The organism is Bradyrhizobium guangzhouense (genome assembly GCF_004114955.1).
In the GTDB taxonomy this organism is placed as follows: Bacteria; Pseudomonadota; Alphaproteobacteria; order Rhizobiales; family Xanthobacteraceae; genus Bradyrhizobium; species Bradyrhizobium guangzhouense.
Genome location: NZ_CP030054.1, coordinates 441,530 through 459,711, shown reverse-complemented (window position 1 = coordinate 459,711; position 18,182 = coordinate 441,530). Strand labels below are relative to the sequence as shown.

Here is an 18,182-nt window from a genome sequence, read left to right as displayed (position 1 = left end):
GCCACGAGTGTTACTGTTCAAGGAGAGCCTTATTATTGCGGAGACCATGGGGTGCGTAAACGCAGCCGATTGATTGCGGGTAGCAAGACGACTAATTGTGCAAGAGCTCTGGTAACGGTGGCCGGGCGGCGATCGTCTCACATCATTCACCATCTGGATGTGTCGCATCAATACAACCGATTGTACCAATCTGGAAAGATGAGCAAAGACGAGGAACGGAACGGCGGAATTGTCGCATTCGTCGCAATGATTACGTCAGTTTCGTCGGAGGGTGCACCAATCGGTCGGGAAGCCTTCGAGCCCGATCGGGTCAGCCCAACTGGCGCTCCGCGGGTCGTAAATCGCATGCCGAGGCATCATGTTTCATTGCTCAGCACAATCAACCGAGTGTAGTTCGCAGGCGCTCAAAGGAGCGCCGCGAGACCTAAGCCTTGATTTTGCTAAAGGCATGCTCATCATCTTGGTGATCATCGGACATTTGATACAATACGTTATTTGTAGAAATAACGAATATTGGCATTCGCCTTACTTCAAGTTCATCTACATGTTTCACATGCCGCTCTTCATGGCGATAAGCGGCTATTTGTCCCACGGAGCGCTAGTTTACAAGTCGCTGTCGCGCAGCGTCGCTGATCGTGTGAAGCAATTGTTGCTGCCGGCGCTATTTTGCGGCACGCTTCTCGAAGCAATCAAGTTGGGGGCGTTCAAGCTAGCTACGGGGTCAGTGCCAACAAGCCTGCGTGATGTACTGTTTGACCTTGCGAAGGAGCTAGTAGGCTCATATTGGTTCATTTGGACCACATTTGCCTCATTCCTCGTCATGAGGAGTCTTTTCGCGTTGTGCGGCCGGGTATCGGCCTGGGTGATTGGCACGTCAGCGATCTTTGTTGCCCTCACTCCGTTGACAGTTTCGATAGTGCCATTGGCGCGATACACTTACCCATTCTTTTGCCTTGGAGTCGTGTTCGCTCATTCGAAGGAATGGCGGACGGCCATAATCTCACGATACAAATCGCTCTTGATGGTCTTGCTTAGTGGAATGGCTTGTGCGTGCTATTTCAACTGGAACAAAACAACCTACGCCTACAACAACCTAGTACTGGTTCACGATACAAAGCAAGTGTTGCTTATGTTTCTTGGCTCTGCATCTGCCTCGGCAATTGCAATGGAAGTGTTGCTGCAGGTCTGGCGCTTTGGCTGTTCTAGTCGCGTGGTTCTCTTCGTTGCGGTAGGTCTTGGGCAGCGTACGCTGGTCCTTTATCTGATCCAGGGCGCCGTGTTCCGCTTGATGGACTTTATTTCGTTTGAAAGACCTTTCGAGCTATCAGTTAGAATCGCAATCGCTGCGGCGCTAGGGGCGGGAATTGTTGTCATCGCCGCAGCGATTCAGTGGATTGTGCGCGGCCTTCGAAGGATCTGGGAGTGTCGCCGGAGCGCTACTCGGATCGCTATTGGCCGTGTGGCCTCCGTTTGGGACAGAAGCGTTTAGCGTCGTGACGCCAGATGTGCCATCTTCGAACGCTTCCTGACCGATGGTCGCATCGAGCTCGACTCCAACATCGTCGAGCGCGCCATCAGGCCACAAACAATTACGAGAAAGAATAGTCTGTTTGCCGGCAGCGACGGCGGCAGACGAACCTGGGCGACCATCGCGACACTGTTGCAGACAGCGAAGAAGAACAACGTCGATCCGCTCGCTGGCTTGCTCTCACGCTTCAGCGTATCGCCAACGGCTGGCTGAGCAGCGAAATCCACGCCCTTATGCCATGGAACCACGCCATCTGACGGCCTCACCCTGCCGCTTACACTTGTGCCGTGGTTGGACACGATCATTCCTGGCTTGTCGCGTCGCTCGACGATCGCCGTCAGTTCGCGGGCGACGCGCCATCCTGAGATCCACTGGAGAACCTGTCTTGCACAAAGTCCAGCGACGGCTCGCGTTGGGCCACGCCTCGACAAGGGTCGTGGCACGGTCCCACGGCTTTGTGGCGAGCCCGCCGCTGGCGGACGGGGGGCCTTTCCCGCGATAAAAGTCACTAGATCCGGTTAGTTGCCGGGGCTCTCCCTCGCTGCCGCGGCTCGGCTAGTGCCGGCTATTCGGCTCGTGGATCGCTCAACCAGCCCCGCAGAGCCGTGCGCATGGTGACAGGAGCTAGCGCGATCATCCACTCTTACCCGACCTATCTGAAACCCACTTGGTAGCCGCACACACCTGGTGGATTAAATCGAAAACCGTACGCGAGCTCCAGGGGATATCAGAAAGATAAGAGAGACGAATTCGCGGCTGAGCAAGTTAAATAGCGTCCCATTTGCAGGAGATGCTCGCGCCTGATCGCTGTAAGGTAGACACACATGAATGGATCACCGCACCACGATAAGCTCGTGAGAGCCGAGCGATGCAGCGCACTAATCCAGACTCAACTCGTCAAAACGCGATGTCGTGACGGCAGGCGCAGAGCTCGTGTGGTCCGCGGGGCACCATGCTTTGAGAGTTGCATAATGTGACGCTTGTGATTGGGCAAGCCAGACGAGATACAGACATCAAATGCGATCGCGAAACCGCCAAATCGGGTTAGGGGGGCTCAAGCTCTATTTGCGCCCTTCCCTTCAAGGGTGAACGAGATGCAGCATCCTGCCCGGGGGGCGACGAATTTACCGAGATGTTGTGGAATACGGGAACGACCCCGCACGTTCCAATCCACATGGAACACGAGAGAATTGCACTGGCCCGATAGCGAAGGTTTGTCGTTGCCCACGACTGCTGCTTCGGGCGCAGGCCCCCTGAAGGGCGGATCACTAGCTAATGCCATCATCAATGGCGTGGTTACGAGAGGGATAATAATAGAGAGCCATCGAGTTAGGACCCTGATTAGCGCCGGTGACCGAGAGGCAAGCCAAGTTTTCGCGCCTTCTGACGCAGCGACCCAACGGTACGCTTTGTAAGCTTTGCAATTTGAATGACCGGTGTTTTGGCCCTTGAATGGGCGCGGAGTTCCTTCACGTCCGCTCTACTGTACTCGCGTCGCGCAATCTTCTTTTTTACCTGTTTTGCCATACTTGCTCCGGTGTCCTATTTACGCGAACAATATCAGGAAGGCACCGGTCTTGCCAAGGCTTACAAGCACTTCTGGGATGCATTCGCTAGTCGGCGGCCGTGCCAGCCTCATTCGTGAAGAGCGGCATGTCTTCGGCGGCATCTTTTATCGCCACCCCGGGGGAAGCGCCTGAATGTGCCAGCGTCGCATTTGCATCATCAGCAAGGATTGATCCGCGAACAGTCGGGACTTGCGAGCGCATGATGGATCGGGAGTATCTGTTCGCAGTCGCATCAACCGTTCCTCTCGCTTGAAAGCAAGTGAGCCTGTATAGCGCGACAATCTGGGTGGGGAGCTTCCACCCTAATTGCCGCGCGGCATGAGCCTGAGAAATCGGGGCGCAGCGAACGTGTTGATCTCCCACGCAAGTTAGGCGGCGCAGTGTCGAGCATTGTAAGCGAACTATCCATCACTTCGGGTGCAAGCTATGGTTGTTCTCACTTAGCCGGACGTGACCAAGCGCAGCGTTGGATCGGTAGCACCGGAATTATTCTCTGAGCAGTTCGCGCGCCGGGCATCCGTCGGATCAGGACCAGAAAAGCTCAGGGGATCGTCTGAACTTGTGGGCACCCGGCAGCGGCCATGCTTCATTGCCTTGCCAAAGTACGGTTCTTCGATTTCACTGTATGTCCCTTTGAGAAGCGGCACTCCTCGTTCGTTGGGGAAGCGTAGTGAATAAGGCCGGCGCGGTAGGCTTCTCTGATTGCCACAGTGCGCGTACTTGTACCCATCTTTCGCATAATGTTCTTCATGTGGAAGTCGACTGAATTCCCGCTGATGTGGAGGAGCCGGCCGATATGCCAGGAAGACCTGCCTTCCGCCGCGTGCAAGAGGATCTCTTTTTCACGTGGAGTGAAAGTAACATTCAGATATCGGTTCTCATCTGGTAGGGGCGCGATAAGGCCATAACCGATGTGGAATTGAGAGGCCAGTGCGGCGAGGTGAAGTAAGGAGCCTTTCGGATCAGCCCGATCGCTTTCGGAGGCAAACAGCGCCACGGATACATGGCCCTGCGCTGCGAAAAGGGGAACGCTTATGCCGCGCTTAAAGCCCGCTATTTTGTAGAAATCCAGTGCGCGTTGCTCTTCTGGCAGCAATCGACATCGTGCAGACAGCTCCTCCCAGCATATTGGGCGTGAAAAACGCCGTGATCGATGAATTGCGGGGTCTATATTGCCGTATTCGTGTTCTGCGTAGGGCTTACTCCAGTGGGATGGAAAGTTCGAGGCGATCATGGGGGCAGGACTTTCACGAAGGCGTTTGGGCGGGGCGTATGTTACTGCCGCATATGCTACTGAACCGAAGCCCAGCTTTCCTGCTTTGCTTACCAGCATTTGGAACAGAGGTGAAAGCGACTGCGTGTTGGCTGCGCAATTGATCAAGTCGTAGTTCATAGCTGCCACGCGATGGGTTCATGCTTGGGGAGTTGATTGCGGGGTAGACGAGCGGTCCGACTGATATCGACTGTCATCCGTCTCCCGGTGGCCGCCGAGATGAGGACCAGCGGGCTTGGTTGTAGGTCCTCACTCCGAGACGGTAGTAGCGACTGCCTTTCTTGGCGCTTTGGCATAAGACTGGGTGCGGGCGGTGGCGTCGCTCCTACGGTGTGATGCGCCGCTTGTTCCGACTCGTGCAGGACGAGCGGGATGTATCCGGCGGACCGGCGCTGCGGAAGCCGGCGAGCAAAACTAACGACGTGCTGCCTAAAGGCCCTGCTTTGTTTAAGGCGCGTGCGGCGTCCACATAGGCTCGGATGAACGCAAAGACGTAACTTTTTAGGTAATCGCGAGGTCAGCGTCGCGCGGTTGTCGTGAGCATTCACAACTCTATGACCGGGTTTGACGCGCTTTCTTGCGGTGTTCCTATTGCGTATGCGCCGCTGTTCGGTGTCTGAGTGGGGACAAGCTACGAAGCCATTGCTCATGTGGATCTCCAACGCTTTTATGCTCGGTGAGCAAGTTGCGTGCCGCTGGGTCGACCAGCTGCATGCAGGCGCCATGTTACGATTGTTGTTAAGAATGCCGTGGTGATGCGCGTGCTTAGGAGCACAATAGAACTAGCGGGTAATGCACAGCTGATGGGCGAGAGCGGTGACTTCTGTTCTTGAAGATGGAAGTCTTCGCTTGTGATCGCGAGCAGGCGATCACAATGAAACAGGGACTATGGGTCAGCCGAAATGGCCCAAGGGGTATCGATCGGATGCCACGCGAGCGCAGTTGCCCAGAGCTCGCTAACTTCCTGAGGAAATCCGTTATCGCTTAGGAGCGGCTCTGGCCGAGAGACCCTGACCTAAGCGGCACGTTTGAATCAGGTGTGTTGATTTGGGTTCCGTTCTCAAAAGACGATCGCCGATCTTCGGGCATGACAGTCGGGCGCGCTGCAATGTTCTATCGTGAGATCTCTTGGCCGCCGCATGCCCGGGCTAAGCGTGGTGCCCGCTCTCAGCGGTATCGAAGGCACCGTCAAGCGGCTAATAACACCAGCGTATACGGTGCTCAGATGCGGCGATTTACGCCGTCTAGCGAGGCCTTGCTTTAGCGGAATATTGGGAGGTAAGCGTCTTGTCAGTCACTCTGCTGAGCCAAGACAAATTGTGAGAGATCAACGCTAGTTATGGAGCGATCTAAAACAAACAGTTGTTGGGACCCAAGGGGCTCTCGCTTTAGCTCATTCAAGTCAGCCGAGCACGGCTGGCGCGGTGAGGTGTTTCGTTTCAGACGAGGAGCACAGAGGTGTGCCCCCAAAAAAACGTCGCATGCGCGCTATCCAACGCCTCTGTACGAAAAGGGACCCGGCTCGGCCGGCCCACCGTCCTCGGCCGCTCGTTTCGCTCCTGATCTCAGCGGTGACTACCGCTTGCGCGAATGCCATCGCAACCGTACCTCGGCTGGCCTCGCTCCCCGGGAAATACAAGGATGGTTGCGGAACGGTGGTCATGGCCGGTGGGCTCGCTTCGAAGGAAATGCCAGAAGAGCGTTCCGTGGTCGGGCTGCCTGTCCATCGCATGGAATTTATCTAGTCTTGGCCAGAACTCGACGCTCATTTGGCAACTTACTTCTATGCGACGGCATGCAGGGCAGTGAGTTCATCTTGTCGCCTCTCAGCGTGTCCCCCTCTTCTCTCTTGGTTAGTCGAGGCACGGCTCTTGCTGCCTACAAAGAAGCATCACCATCCCGCCTCCCTTGTGGTGATGTTAGGGGCGGGTTCGGCACGACCAGCTGCTGCCGGACCGCCCCGACGATCGTAGACGATAACAGATGAGAGTGGGCCTTAGGCCAACCTATTTGTGATTCGCGGCACGTGCCGTGCAAAGCGCTGTGTCCTTGCTGCATGGTCGCAGTTCGCTCCATGCTCCGTGACGCCGAACGTCTTGTGATCTGCGAGAAGATGGCGCGTTTAGCGGTGGATGATCGAGCCGTTAATCCGCGCGCAAGGGGCTGGTTCGCGAGCTCGCTTTGCAGGGGTGCCAAAGGACCGCTTGTCGGGTCTCAAACGAGGGCTCGTTGATGGAGCCGAATCGACTTGTTCTCTCGGCGATCTCGAAGCGCTGTCTGCCGTTGTGTTAGGTAGGAGCATGGGTATTGTGGCATGCCGTCGCTCATCCTCGCGGCTGCCTTTGATTGCCTCGATCAGAAGCGAAGTGTCCGCTGGTTCGCTTCAACAGAGTAGAAGCTTGTAGTGCAACGAGTAGCTGTTACGTTCTGTTACTCGAAGAACTGTGCTGCTTCGAGGACCTCGCAGCAAGTTCCTGATGGACCGTACTCGTTCGTGCGGCCCAATCAGTGGGACGTGGAGTTACGGTCTCGATTGGGCGCGTGATGATGTAAGAGCCCAGAGCCGCGCGACGATGCGTGGGGCAAAATTGATGCTCTCCCTTGCGCCTCAACCCAAAAGCGCTGACACTCAGCCTGGCTCGAGTCTAATTGGGGCCGGCCTTGGAGTTCTGCAGCTACGAGATCAGCGACAAACTCTTATGATTTGCGACCAATTCGAGATCGTGTTCCGTGGCGTGGTGTAGCTGAGTGCGGGTCACCGCGTTCGCCGGCATGGGCCGGATCGGTCGCTGGCGATTGCCGGGAAGCTGACGGCGGGATCATCGCCCAACGGGGCGATGGTTTCCAGTGTCATGTAGCGGCCGCGCTGGACCGCCCACTCGTCGTTCTGGTCGAGCAGGATCGCACCGACGAGGCGTCGATGGCGTCTTCATTGGGGAAGATGCCGACCACTTCGGTGCGGCGCTTGATCTCGCCATTGACCCGTTCGAGCGGATTGGTAACCGGTATGAGAGTTCTCGGTGCCAACGTTCCGCTGCGGTGTTCGACATCGTGGCGTATGGTGCGACCATCGGGACAGAGGCACCGGGAGCACGAAGGTGCGGGCAGGCCGATACACACGATGAGCCGAGAGCTCGTGTTAGTAGCTGGCCGCCTCTGCGACTTGCCCGGTTGCGCCGTGAGCGCGAGTCCGTAGTTGTCGTGTCGCCCGCCGCTCCCGCAATAATCAACGGAAGGGAGGACGCGCAGATGCGACGCGTGATTGGTATCGATGTTCACCGAACCTTCGGCGAGGTGGTAATCTGGAAAGACGGCATCCTTCGACATGCGGGCCGGGTCGACATGACCCGGGCCGCCCTTGAAGGATGGGCAAGAGTCTGCGGTCGACCGACGAAGTGGTGATCGAGGCGACTGGAAATAGCATGGCGGTGTCGCGGGTGCTGACGCCATTCGTGGCGCGGGTGACTATCGCCAATCCGTTGCAGGTGAAGGCGATCGCTCAGGCGCACGTCAAGACTGACAAGATCGACGCCGGTACACTCGCCAGCCTGCAGGCGGCGGGCTCCCTGCCGCAGATCTGGACGCCTGATGCGGAGACCGAACGCAAGCGCAGGCTGGTGGCGCGGCGCTACCAGGTCGTGCGGCATCGCACGCGGCTCAAGAACGAAGTGCATTCGATCCTGAATGCGCACCTGATCCCAAAGTGCTCGCATGCCGATCTTTTCAATGCCCGCGGCCGGGCGTGGCTGGCCGCTCAACAGTTTCCGGACGATGAGCGCGCGGCGATCGATCGGCACGTTCGTGAGCTCGACCGGCTGGCGGAGGACTTGGCCCTGCTCGACCGCGAGATCGCGCAGGACGCCATCGACGATTCCGCGGTCAACAGAGTGATGACGATCACCAGCGTGAATGTGACAGTCGCTACCGGGATCGTGGCGGCGATCGGCGACATCAGCCGGTTCAGCAGCCCGCAGAAGCTGGTGAGCTATTTCGGGCTGAACCCGAGGGTGCGGCAGTCGGGACTGGGAGCCGCCCATCACGGTCGAATCAGCAAGATCGGCCGCAGTCACGCATGCGCCATACTGGTTGAGGCGGCCTGGGCAGCGGCCAAGGCGCCCGGTCCACTGCATGCGTTTTTCGTGCGCATCCGTGCGCGGCGTGGCCACCAGATCGCCGCGGTCGCCGTGGCTCGGAAGCTCACTGTGCTCTGCTGGCATTTGTTGACAAGGGGCGAAGATTACCTGTGGGCCCGCCCAGCGATGGTCGCCAATAAGACCCGCGCGATGCAACTTCAAGCCGGACATCCGCAACAGAAAGGCAACCGGCGTGGACCAGCCTATACCTGCAACATCAAGGCGCTGCGCGATGGCGAGATGTCGATTGCCGCCCAGGCGGAGCGAAGCTACGAACGGTTCATGTCGCAATGGAAAGCGCGGCGGCCAAAAACCGGCGCGCGGGCGCCTCAGTTCGGCAAGACAAAATAGGGCAGTCCGGTGACGCTTGCAGCCGACGCGTCACGCTTCGCCACGAGGTCGCCCGCGCCCAACAATCATAATCGCAGCTGACGGCAACTTCCAGCCGGGCCAGTCCCGTTCCACGCAGCCGCCGTGCTCGGGCGGATCATGGCCAAGCCTTGCGGTAGCCGCAAATGCGGCCAGCCTTGACCGCCCCTGCGCGCGGCGGCTGCGTGATCGGTGGCCGGGACGGAAGAATGACCCGCGCGACCGAACAAAAGAATGGACTTACAGCGATTTTCGCAGTCGTCGTCTCGGTCTGAAGAAATCGCTTGTCCATCTCATCCGTCGAGTGCAGCTTGGCGCGATGCGCGGCTGGGAAGCTCATGTAGGCGAGCACGTCGGTTTCGGCCTCGTCGAGGAAGGCGGCGAGCTTCGGGAGCTTGGGGCGGAGCTGGTCGGTGATGCGCCGCCATTGCGCCCGCGCCTCCTCGGCATGGTCCTGGGCAAAGGCGGTGGCGATGAAGGAGGAGACGACGCGCCGGCCGCTCTTGCCGGCATGCGCCAGCGCGTTGCGCATGAAGTGCACGCGGGGGTCGTTGAAAAAGCTGCAATTGGCTGATTCCGTTCTCGTCGGCGATTCGCGATTGGCGGAGCAAACGAGATGCTGGGGCGCAAGGAGCGGGATCAGTTGGAGCTCTTCATCACTGGCTCGCTCAGACAGCTCGTCCCAGATGAGCACGTGCTGGCACGGGTCGATCGTGTGCTCGACCTATCTTGGCTAAGGGAAGAGGTCTCCGACCGCTATAGCGCGAACGACGGTCGGCCGGGCGTCGATCCGGAGGCCGCGGTCCGCCTGATGCTCGCGGGTCTGCTCACCGGCATCGTACACGATCGCAAGCTGATCCGAGAGGCTCAGGTTAACATCGCCATTCGCTGGTTTGCTGGTTATGGCCTGCATGAGCGGCTACCGCACCATTCCAGCCTGACGCGCATCCGCCAGCGCTGGGGCGAAGAGCGATTCCGTAGGATCTTTAAACGCACGGTCCAGGCCTGTCTGAAGGCCAAGATCGCAACAGCCGAAGTGGTTCACATCGATGCGTCGCTAATCCGCGCCAACGTGAGTTGGGATAGCCTCACCGAGCAGCATGCGGTGGATGTGCTGAGCGAAAATCAAAGCGAAGATGAAAGCGAGGATGAGAGAAAGGGCCGGCAAAGCGGGAAGTACAAAAAGGTCTGCACGACTGATCCCGATGCGACAATGGCTACGAATGCCCGAAACCGGCGGCTGGAACCCGCTTACAAGCAGCACACTGCCGTCGATGACAAGGTCGGTGTCATTCTGGATGTCGCGGTCACGACTGAACAAACGAACGAAGGAGAGATGATCGAGCCGCAAGTCGATGAGATCGAAGCGATTACGGGCATCGACATCAAGGTCGTCACCGCCGATGCGGGCTATGCCTACGCTAAAGTCTACGGCGCGCTCGAGCGGCGCGGCATTGATGCCCTCATCCCAGCTAAAGCCGAACCAATCAAGAGTCGCGTACCGCTCAGACGCTTCCGGTACGATGCCAAGAACGACATCTTGAAGTGCCCGCGAGGACGTATCTTGCGCCCCGCGCGGCCCATCAAGCACGGCCGTTTCTTTTACGCGAAGGCGAAGGATTGCACCCGGTGTCCGCTCAAGCGGGATTGCCTATCCAAAGGGCGGGTTAACAAAGCGGTCGTTGTCGGTGACCATTATCCGGCACTGCTGCGCGCCCGCCGCCGTCGCGAGCGATGGAGTAAGCAGGATCGACATCTCTATCAACGCCATCGCTGGCGCTCAGAGGGATTCCACGGCGAAGCCAAAACTTGGCATGGGCTGGCGCGCGCCGTACGGCGCGGTCTACCGAATATGAAGATCCAGGCCTACCTGACGGCCGCCGCCATCAACCTCAAGCGGCTGGCAACCGCTCTCCTTGCGCTTATTCTGTCTTGGATTGTCCCTCAAAATGCGTTTGCGGCTTCAGATCGCGCCGTAGCGCGGGCTTTGACGCGAGGGCCATGATAGGCCGGTCGCTGCATCGCGCGAATCTATGGGCCACTTCTTCAACGACCCCACGCGGCAGCGCTGCCAGGAGGCGTTGAGCACCTTGGCCACGGTCGCCTTGATCCCCTCGTGGGCGTCGGAGACCACCAGCTTGACGCCGCGCAATCCCCGCCGCGCCAGCTTGTGCAGGAACGCGGTCCAGAACGTCTCGGCCTCGGACGGGCCGATGTCCATGCCGAGCACCTCGCGCCTTCCGTCGCTGTTGACGCCGACCGCGATGATCACCGCGACCGAGATGATGCGCCCGTTCTGGCGCACCTTCACATAGGTGGCGTCGATCCACAGATAGGGCCAATTGCCCTCGATCGGGCGGTTGAGGAAGGCCTTCACCTTGTCGTCGATCTCACCGCACAGCCGCGACACCTGGCTCTTGGAGATGCCGCTCATGCCCTTCGCCTGCATCTGGTCGTCGACCGAGCGAGTCGAGACGCCGTGGACATAGGCCTCCTGCACCACCGCGGTGAGCGCCTTCTCGGCCATCCGCCGCGGCTCCAGGAAGCCGGGGAAGTAGGAGCCTTTGCGCAGCTTGGGAATGCGCAGCTCGACGGTGCCGGCGCGGGTCTCCCAGCTCCGATCGCGGTAGCCGTTACGCTGGACCTGCCGCTCTTGGCTCTTCTCGCCGTACGCGGCTCCGGTCAGGCCCTCGACCTCCAGCTCCATCAGCCGGTGGGCAGCAAAGCCGATCATCTCGCGCAACAGATCAGCATCGGGGATCTTCTCTACGAGCGTGCGCAGGTTCATCATGTCGTCGGTCATCGGTGGTTCCTCGAGTCAGGTTGGCTGTCGCAATCCAAACCTTACCGACGAATCATCGGTGACCACTCGCAAAGCCGCTCGCTCGCTACAGCGCTATGGGGGAGCGCGCGTCGCGAGCGGCTTTGCTAATGAGCTACACCACTCCCTGGGACACGACCCCACTCTCGTCACTCCGAGATTAAGGAGGTAAGCCAGTTGCGAGTACCGCGTCGGAATCCAACGCCAAAAGGTGTGACGTATGCGCAATGCAAGCAAAGATGGTGTAAATGCTCGCCTCTCAGCGGGTAGTCGCAGGAGCGCCGGCTTGCCCTATCTGCCTCAATCAGGCCGTTTCAGCTGAAACAAGTTGCCTCGACCTGTACAACCCAAGTGGCGGCTGCAAGGTACCTTGCCACCTCATGCGGCAAGGATTCAGGTTGTTGATTTTGCTGGTATGTTGGAACGTGGTACTGTCGATCGAGGTGTGCCAGGAATATCGGAGCACGGTGATCTTCGGGCAGGCGAAGTCCTGAGCGGGAAGTCTGGGCTGGTCGCGCTCGTTTGCGGCTTTGTTCTCTACGTCAGGTTGAATTGCCGAATTCGGAGGGGTAGCTCGAGAAGAAAGCAGTGAGGGCCCGGGTCATACTTGTGTATACCGGAGCGGGCCTATAATCGGAAGTCCGTAGGTTTTGGGCGAGAGCAGTAATCGGCCCTCATCCCGGACCAAGCAGAGCCGTTATAAGGCCGAGAATCTAGGTTTTTTGGATTTGCCATGGTTCTGTTTGAAAGGATGGCACGTGAACGAGCGCTTGCAAGCATCGCAATTGGTGCCGGATCACAACGAAGCAGTGGTGCTGATTGTCGACGACGATGCCTCGATACGGAAGGCTCTTACGAACCTTTTCCAATCGGCGGGTTTGAAAGTGAAGGACTTTGCCTCCGCCGCGGAGATATTAAAAGCGGACCGCCCCGAGGGGCCGAGCTGCCTTGTGCTCGATGTTCGGTTGCCTGGATTGAGCGGTCTCGAGCTGCAATCCGGTCTCGCTAGCGCGAATATGCATACGCCAATTGTTTTCATAACGGGTCATGCGGATGTTCCAATGACGGTACAGGCAATGAAAGGGGGGGCGGTTGATTTCCTGACAAAGCCTTTCCGCGATCGGGATTTGCTTCGCGCAGTCCAGATTGCAATCGAAAGAGATCGACAAAGGCGAGAGCTTGAGAAGATGCGAGCCGGCGTGCGCTCACGCTTTGAAGGTCTGACGCAGCGAGAGCGTGATATTCTGACGCTGGTTGCGTCAGGGCTCTTGAACAAGCAAGTAGCGGGTGAGCTCGGCCTCGCCGAGATCACCGTCAAAGTCCACCGTGGCCAAGCCATGCGCAAAGTCGGCGCTAAGTCGCTCGCCGATCTCATAAGAATGATTGAGTTGCTGGGCCTGTCCCGCTCAAATGGAAACGTGCAAACCTGAGTACGAGCGGCGGCTCTCGGTTGGATAGCGCTGCAGCTAAAGGCTTTCCGCTTATAATGCCTCATCTCATCTCGATCATTGACGATGATCCGTCCGTTCGTGCCGCCACGAACAACCTTCTGTCCTCTCGCGGCTACGACGTTCAAGTGTTTGCATCCGCCCCAGAGTTTCTACGCTCGGAGGTGCTGGCTGCCACGTCGTGTGTAATCGCCGACATCCAGATGCCTTTCATGAACGGGCTTGAGCTGCTACGGCAAATGCGAAACGACGGTCGTCAAACGCCGTTTATCTTCATTACGGCCAATGCAGAGAGATCAGTTCGCGCCCGCGCAATCGAAGCTGGCGGTATTTGCCTTCTCGCTAAACCATTTACCACAATGACATTGATCAACTGCCTCATTGCAGCGCTCGAAGGACTTGACGACACAAGGAAATGAAAGCGACCACTCTTTGCGGAAAGCACCTCAACGGAATTGGTGAGTCTGAGATAATCGCCTGCACTCGCGGTACACGTTACGTCCTAATCGGAACTCTTGCAATTGCGATGCACGCGTGCGTTGACGGAGGCTCCTTGATGTTCAGTGCAGTTAATCTTGGCGGCCAAATCCTGCCGACGCGCTCATCTTACTGCGCAGTTTCAAGTGAAAGCTGTTTCCAGTTGAGGCGCTCGGGCGAAGTCGCACATCGTTGATCATGAAGCGGTCGCCGAACATCTTCGGCGGGTTTAACTCTCGGCCCTGGTCCCTAAAGGCTGAGCGTGGGCGAGTCGTACGCTTCCGGCGTCCGCTTCCTGACTATTGCCGAATAAGGGAGATTCGGTGGGCGGTGCGTCTTGAACGCGAATGCGATGGTTTTCCCCCTAAGGCGAGAAGTGGCCGTCAAGTTCGGAATGTCGGAATGTCGATTAACGTTCACAATTTCGGGGTTGCGGAGACGCGGGGAGCGCGCGTTCGGGCGTGATCTTCTTCCCGACTGTTGAAGCGCCAACTGTCGATTCCGCTTTCGATAATATCCTAATGAAGGTTCAGGTGGTCGAGCGGCGCGGTGGTCATCTTGGTGTGTCCGCAAGGACGCTCGGCCATTCCCGACTACCAGATTGGTGGTCACCAGCACGAGTGCGCTCGTAGGCGACCGATGAGGTGGAACAGGGAGCTGATTACCGGATTGGGCGAATGGCAGATTGCCGAGCTCGTCGAGAACAACGAAGTCCAACCGGGTCAGGTGATCGGCGAGCCGTCTTTGGCGGCCATCGCGGACCTCGGCTCCTAGCCTGTTGAGGAGGTGGACGTCCTTGTAGAAGCGGCCACGGGCGCCAGCGCGGACACAGCTGCGGGCAATTGCGATCGCGAGGTTAGTCTTGCCAGTCCCCGGGGCAACCAGCGTTGGCCGATGTCTAGGAGCCCGATTGAGATCCTCCCCGTTCCATCCGCAATGCGCAGCGTTAGTCGTCGTTGTCACCTTGCAAGCGGCTTGAGGGTGAGACCGATTTAGTTATCAGGCAACCTGATGGGATGTTAACGCTCCTGCCGGCATGGACGGTGCACCACCGCGTCCTTCCGATTGATCCCTGCTCCGCGGCTTGCGGTGGACGGTCGCTGGAGGTGCGCGCTCTTGTCGACGCGGTTTTATCCTCCTCTTAGGGTTATTCGTCCCATTTGTGGGGACGTCGTCGTGGCGAGCGCGTCACCTCACAGGGAGATCGGTTCGAGAGCCCTCCAAGATGCAGCAGCATTCCGATTGAAACTTGCCAGCAACGCTGGAGCTGTTGAAGGAGCTTCCTACCGAATCGCTCACCGACGGGGTGACCGACGCAAACGACATGAGGAGGACAGCGGTGAGCAAGAACACGCCTGAGCACGCTCCTCGCCGGGCCATCGTGCACGTTCGTCAGTCGGCGGACGACCAGGTTATCAACAACCGAGTGGACCGCGCCGGCAGTAAGGCTTAGGTGACGGTGCGCGGCAGCTTGGCTGGAGCGAGGTGAGCGTGATCGACCATGATCTCGGTCGCTTTGGTGGTGGCACCGCGCGTCGCGGGTTCGAGAAGCTGCTCGCCGCATTTGCGAAGGGCGAGTTGGCGCCGTGGTTTTGATTGAGGCCTCTCGGCTGGCCCGCAGGGCAGGCATCGTTATACACTCCTGGATTGAGACCACGAAGCAAAAGGCGCGCAGGAGTGAACTCTTCCATACGATATCTCACGGTCTCTCATGATCGGATCGAGAACGACCTAGCGCGACGGTCAGGGTGAGAGCGTATGTGGAGGCTCCCGAACGTGCGGTGGTTGCCCCGTGCAAATTCGCCCCCGGGGGGAACGGAGGAGAAGGCCGGCCGTGGAGCTGGCCGGGGTTGCGCAATGACCGGCTCCTTTCGTTACTAGGCATTTGCGACGTCGTCAGTTCGTGCTGTGCTGACGGCCGATGCAAGCAGCAGCGCGTTCGCCTGCTCGTTTCGCGAAGAGTTAAGGCGACGCTGAAGGGTTAGTAGGACCTTGTAAAATAGAGTATCCTGCGTGCAGTTTGGACAGAAGCTCGCTGCTCATCCGCCATGGTTCGGCTCCGCATCATGTTTGAAGTGCGACGGTCACACTAATGACGGGAACGATCAAGCTACGTACTCCTTCCCGGGTATTCAAAGCTCGAAGACCGCTGTTTTGATCGACGCGTCCGTGCTTCGGTAGCGCCAGCGGAAGGCCCGACGAAACGTGCCGCAGGGTGACCGTACCCCCGCCAGAGGTTCGTCAGGATCAATGGAGCGTAGCGTACGTTTGCCTCAGGCGGCAGGGCTCCATTGTCCGTCCCCCGAGTTGACACCCGGATGACGCGTGCCGAGCCACCACCTTCCGGCCGAGCTATTCGGGTCCTAAAACAGGATCAGCGTCGCCATAGCTTAGGAGTAAGACATCATTCTTTGTCCTCGCTCTCGCAGTCGAAGCGATTCTGACGCATGCTATTCAACCTTTCGAACACTGATCGCTCATTCTGGCCATAGAGCTTAATGCCAATGATGACTTCTCGCAGATGTGCTATATTGTAGCGTTTGGTTTGCTCGACCCAGCGGTCGAGCGTAGCATCGTCAAGCGATGGCTCCTTGGCTTTGAAGTAGGCGCGGCGGGTCTGGGCGGACGACATACCAACTTCCATGATGGTGTCAAAGCGAGAAGGGCGATCGACAAAGCGCCTGTCCAGACGGTCAGGGTGGTTGGTGGTCGCAACGTGCAGCACGTTCGCAGTTTGCGCGTTGCCATCGAGCAACGCAAGAAAGTGCTCAGCGCCCCATCTTTCCACGAGCTCGTCCAGATCCTCCATAACCATGACCACGGGCCGCTCGGGCTCAATGCGACGCAGCAGACCGACACACGCGCTAGCCAGTTGCGGGCGATCGATAAAGACAACTACGCCATTATGATCTCGGACAACGACCTGTGTCATTTGTCCGATTGCGCAGGTCTTGCCACTACCGGGAGGGCCCCACAGGAGCATGCCGCGCTTGTGCGTGAAGCCGTACTCGACGTACTTCTCGCGCAGAGCCCAGAACTTGTCGAACTCGACCAAAAGCCTCTCCGCGGCGGTGTCCGGCAAGTTCAAGAGCGTGTCAGTTACAGTCGGCACCTTTTCGAAAAAAACGGTGCAACTATTTTCGCGGCAGCGATAAGCACCTGCTGGCAATTCCAAGGAAGCGTCAGAGACTGGGAGGAAGGTCGTGCCGCTCCGCGCCCACAGCGCAGCATTAAGATGGAATTCGTGATCCATGTACTGGTCCACGCACTCGTCGACGCACTCGTCCACGCACTCGTCCTTGTTCTCGTTTACGGAGAAGGCCTCTTTCATGTACTTCCTCGATTGTTAGATGGAGTGTCAGAGTAAAGGGGTAGCAATAGTTGTGCCATCGCAAACGAGGTCCGTATAGCGACCGCGATCCTGACCGGCGGCAGTCACGTGGCTGGTGAAGGGAAGGCTTATGTATTCACCCGTTGCGACACCGATGTGTGGCTAATTCGACAGACTTGTCCGAAATCGACCAAGCAATGCCGCGGCGTTCTTGTTTTCAATGAAGTATCACTTCGGCATTCAGTGGCCTGGCCGTTGCGAGCAGTTGGGCGGTCTGGCCAGACTTATCCTCGTGATCGTGGGTCGACACATTCTTGCCTCGATTCCGTTCGGCGGGCCGAACTGTGTTTGGTCGCTCTTCGAGTACATGCCCATGATTAACGTTATGGCCAAATGCGCAGAGCCCCACACTGGGTGCTGCTGCAAGTCTAGTGTCCTGAACCAGAGCATTGGATCGGCAGAAGCGCTCGATTGAATTGGTCCATGGAAATGGTTTTGGATCGGCGTTGTGCCGTTCGATGAATGAAGCGATGTCGGCCCTGACGGCGGCAATGCTCCGATAGACGCTGCGCCTGATGTTCTTGTCGGTCAGGAGCTCGAAGAAGCGCTCCTGATTGAGCCATGACGAGCTGGTCGGGGTCAGGTGCACATGCCAACGCGGCCTTTTAACTAGCCATCGCCGGATCAGCGGGGTCGTGTGCGTGGCGTAGTTGTCCATGACGAGATGGACGTCGAGCCGGCGCGGGCTGGGTCTCGTCGAGGAGCTTGCAAAATTCGGCGGCGCGGTGAAGTCGGTAGCACTTGCCGATGACCCGTCCGGTCGCAATATCGAGGGCGCGACCAGCGAGGTGGTGCCATGCCTTTTGTAGTCATGGCTCCTTCGGGCCGGCTGGCCAGGTCGCATCGGCCACATCGGCTGGCTGCGATCCAGAGCCTGGATTTGGGATTTGTCGCTCACACACGGGACGATGGCGTGCTGCGGCGGCGAGACGTAAAGCCGACGACGTCGCGGACCTTGGCCAGTAGGTACGGGTCTGTCGAGAGCTTGAACGTCTCCATCCGATGCGGCTGGCCCGAAGGCCCGCCAGATGCGTTGAACCGTCGACACCAACAGACCGCTCGCCTTTGCCATGCTGCGGGAGCTCCAATGCGTGGCGGGGCAGTTCTCCAGCGTTCGCACGGTCACGACTTCGATTCGGACATCATCAACCGTGCGCGGAGCCCCGGAACGCGG

8 protein-coding genes and 7 pseudogenes are annotated in these 18,182 nt (G+C 58.5%); 6 read left to right on the top strand and 9 right to left on the bottom strand.

From position 1 onward, the window contains the following. Window positions 1-358: 358 nt before the first annotated feature. Together nolL and XH91_RS36155 are read left to right on the top strand one after the other, a co-directional pair. The gene (gene nolL, locus XH91_RS36160; RefSeq protein ID WP_128929892.1) at window positions 359-1,489 is read left to right on the top strand and encodes a nodulation factor fucose acetyltransferase NolL; all 1,131 of its coding nucleotides are present in this window, start codon (window positions 359-361) and stop codon (window positions 1,487-1,489) included. Between the two features lie 9 nt (window positions 1,490-1,498). Next, window positions 1,499-1,785, top strand: a pseudogene (locus tag XH91_RS36155) (transposase domain-containing protein); the annotation flags it as partial. On the opposite strand, the pseudogene XH91_RS40265 reads toward XH91_RS36155, so the two are convergent. The 3 genes and pseudogenes from XH91_RS40265 to XH91_RS36140 all read right to left on the bottom strand — a co-directional run. Continuing rightward, window positions 1,765-2,068, bottom strand: a pseudogene (locus tag XH91_RS40265) (IS3 family transposase); the annotation flags it as partial. The pseudogenes XH91_RS36155 and XH91_RS40265 sit on opposite strands and share 21 nt — an antisense overlap. A 1,614-nt stretch (window positions 2,069-3,682) precedes the next feature. Further along, window positions 3,683-4,489 carry a helix-turn-helix transcriptional regulator gene (locus XH91_RS36145; RefSeq protein ID WP_128929890.1) on the bottom strand — a complete coding sequence of 269 codons (807 nt, stop codon included), beginning with the start codon at window positions 4,487-4,489 and terminating at the stop codon, window positions 3,683-3,685. A gap of 2,635 nt (window positions 4,490-7,124) precedes the next feature. Then, window positions 7,125-7,384, bottom strand: a pseudogene (locus tag XH91_RS36140) (transposase); the annotation flags it as partial. Window positions 7,385-7,636: 252 nt separating this feature from the next. On the opposite strand from XH91_RS36140, the pseudogene XH91_RS36135 reads away from it, so the two are divergent. Continuing rightward, window positions 7,637-8,853 (top strand): annotated as a pseudogene (locus tag XH91_RS36135) (IS110 family RNA-guided transposase). Window positions 8,854-9,165: 312 nt separating this feature from the next. On the opposite strand, the pseudogene XH91_RS36130 reads toward XH91_RS36135, so the two are convergent. Continuing rightward, window positions 9,166-9,415: pseudogene (locus XH91_RS36130) on the bottom strand (transposase); the annotation flags it as partial. Between the two features lie 72 nt (window positions 9,416-9,487). On the opposite strand from XH91_RS36130, the gene XH91_RS36125 reads away from it, so the two are divergent. Beyond that, complete coding sequence (locus XH91_RS36125) at window positions 9,488-10,876, top strand: transposase (protein WP_128929889.1); 1,389 nt, start codon at window positions 9,488-9,490, stop codon at window positions 10,874-10,876. Window positions 10,877-10,927: 51 nt separating this feature from the next. Here the strand turns inward: XH91_RS36125 and XH91_RS36120 are convergent. Further along, a pseudogene (locus XH91_RS36120) lies at window positions 10,928-11,674 on the bottom strand (IS256 family transposase); the annotation flags it as partial. Between the two features lie 776 nt (window positions 11,675-12,450). Between XH91_RS36120 and XH91_RS36115 the strand changes: the two are divergent. Beyond that, entirely contained in the window at window positions 12,451-13,122 is a 672-nt protein-coding gene (locus XH91_RS36115; protein ID WP_164934295.1) for a response regulator transcription factor, read from the top strand. Window positions 13,123-13,178: 56 nt separating this feature from the next. After that, window positions 13,179-13,559, top strand: a complete 381-nt coding sequence (locus XH91_RS36110) for a response regulator transcription factor (protein ID WP_128929888.1) — start codon at window positions 13,179-13,181, stop codon at window positions 13,557-13,559. A gap of 307 nt (window positions 13,560-13,866) precedes the next feature. On the opposite strand, the gene XH91_RS40260 is transcribed toward XH91_RS36110, so the two are convergent. The 4 genes and pseudogenes from XH91_RS40260 to XH91_RS36095 form a co-directional block, all read right to left on the bottom strand. Further along, on the bottom strand, window positions 13,867-14,580 hold the full coding sequence (locus XH91_RS40260; RefSeq protein WP_128929887.1) for an ATP-binding protein: 714 nt from the start codon (window positions 14,578-14,580) through the stop codon (window positions 13,867-13,869). Between the two features lie 914 nt (window positions 14,581-15,494). Further along, window positions 15,495-15,675 (bottom strand): annotated as a pseudogene (locus tag XH91_RS39740) (hypothetical protein); the annotation flags it as partial. Between the two features lie 346 nt (window positions 15,676-16,021). Then, on the bottom strand, window positions 16,022-16,948 hold the full coding sequence (locus tag XH91_RS36100) for an AAA family ATPase (protein WP_128955128.1): 927 nt from the start codon (window positions 16,946-16,948) through the stop codon (window positions 16,022-16,024). A gap of 217 nt (window positions 16,949-17,165) precedes the next feature. Next, entirely contained in the window at window positions 17,166-17,852 is a 687-nt protein-coding gene (locus tag XH91_RS36095) for a transposase (RefSeq protein WP_237867167.1), read from the bottom strand. Window positions 17,853-18,182 lie beyond the last annotated feature (330 nt).

Coding starts and splice junctions, on each gene's coding strand:
- nolL (WP_128929892.1), top strand. CDS start 359: ATGTTTCATTGCTCAGCACAATCAACCGAGTGTAGTTCGCAGGCGCTC.
- XH91_RS36145 (WP_128929890.1), bottom strand. CDS start 4,489: ATGAACTACGACTTGATCAATTGCGCAGCCAACACGCAGTCGCTTTCA.
- XH91_RS36125 (WP_128929889.1), top strand. CDS start 9,488: ATGCTGGGGCGCAAGGAGCGGGATCAGTTGGAGCTCTTCATCACTGGC.
- XH91_RS36110 (WP_128929888.1), top strand. CDS start 13,179: ATGCCTCATCTCATCTCGATCATTGACGATGATCCGTCCGTTCGTGCC.
- XH91_RS36100 (WP_128955128.1), bottom strand. CDS start 16,948: ATGAAAGAGGCCTTCTCCGTAAACGAGAACAAGGACGAGTGCGTGGAC.
- XH91_RS36095 (WP_237867167.1), bottom strand. CDS start 17,852: ATGCGACCTGGCCAGCCGGCCCGAAGGAGCCATGACTACAAAAGGCAT.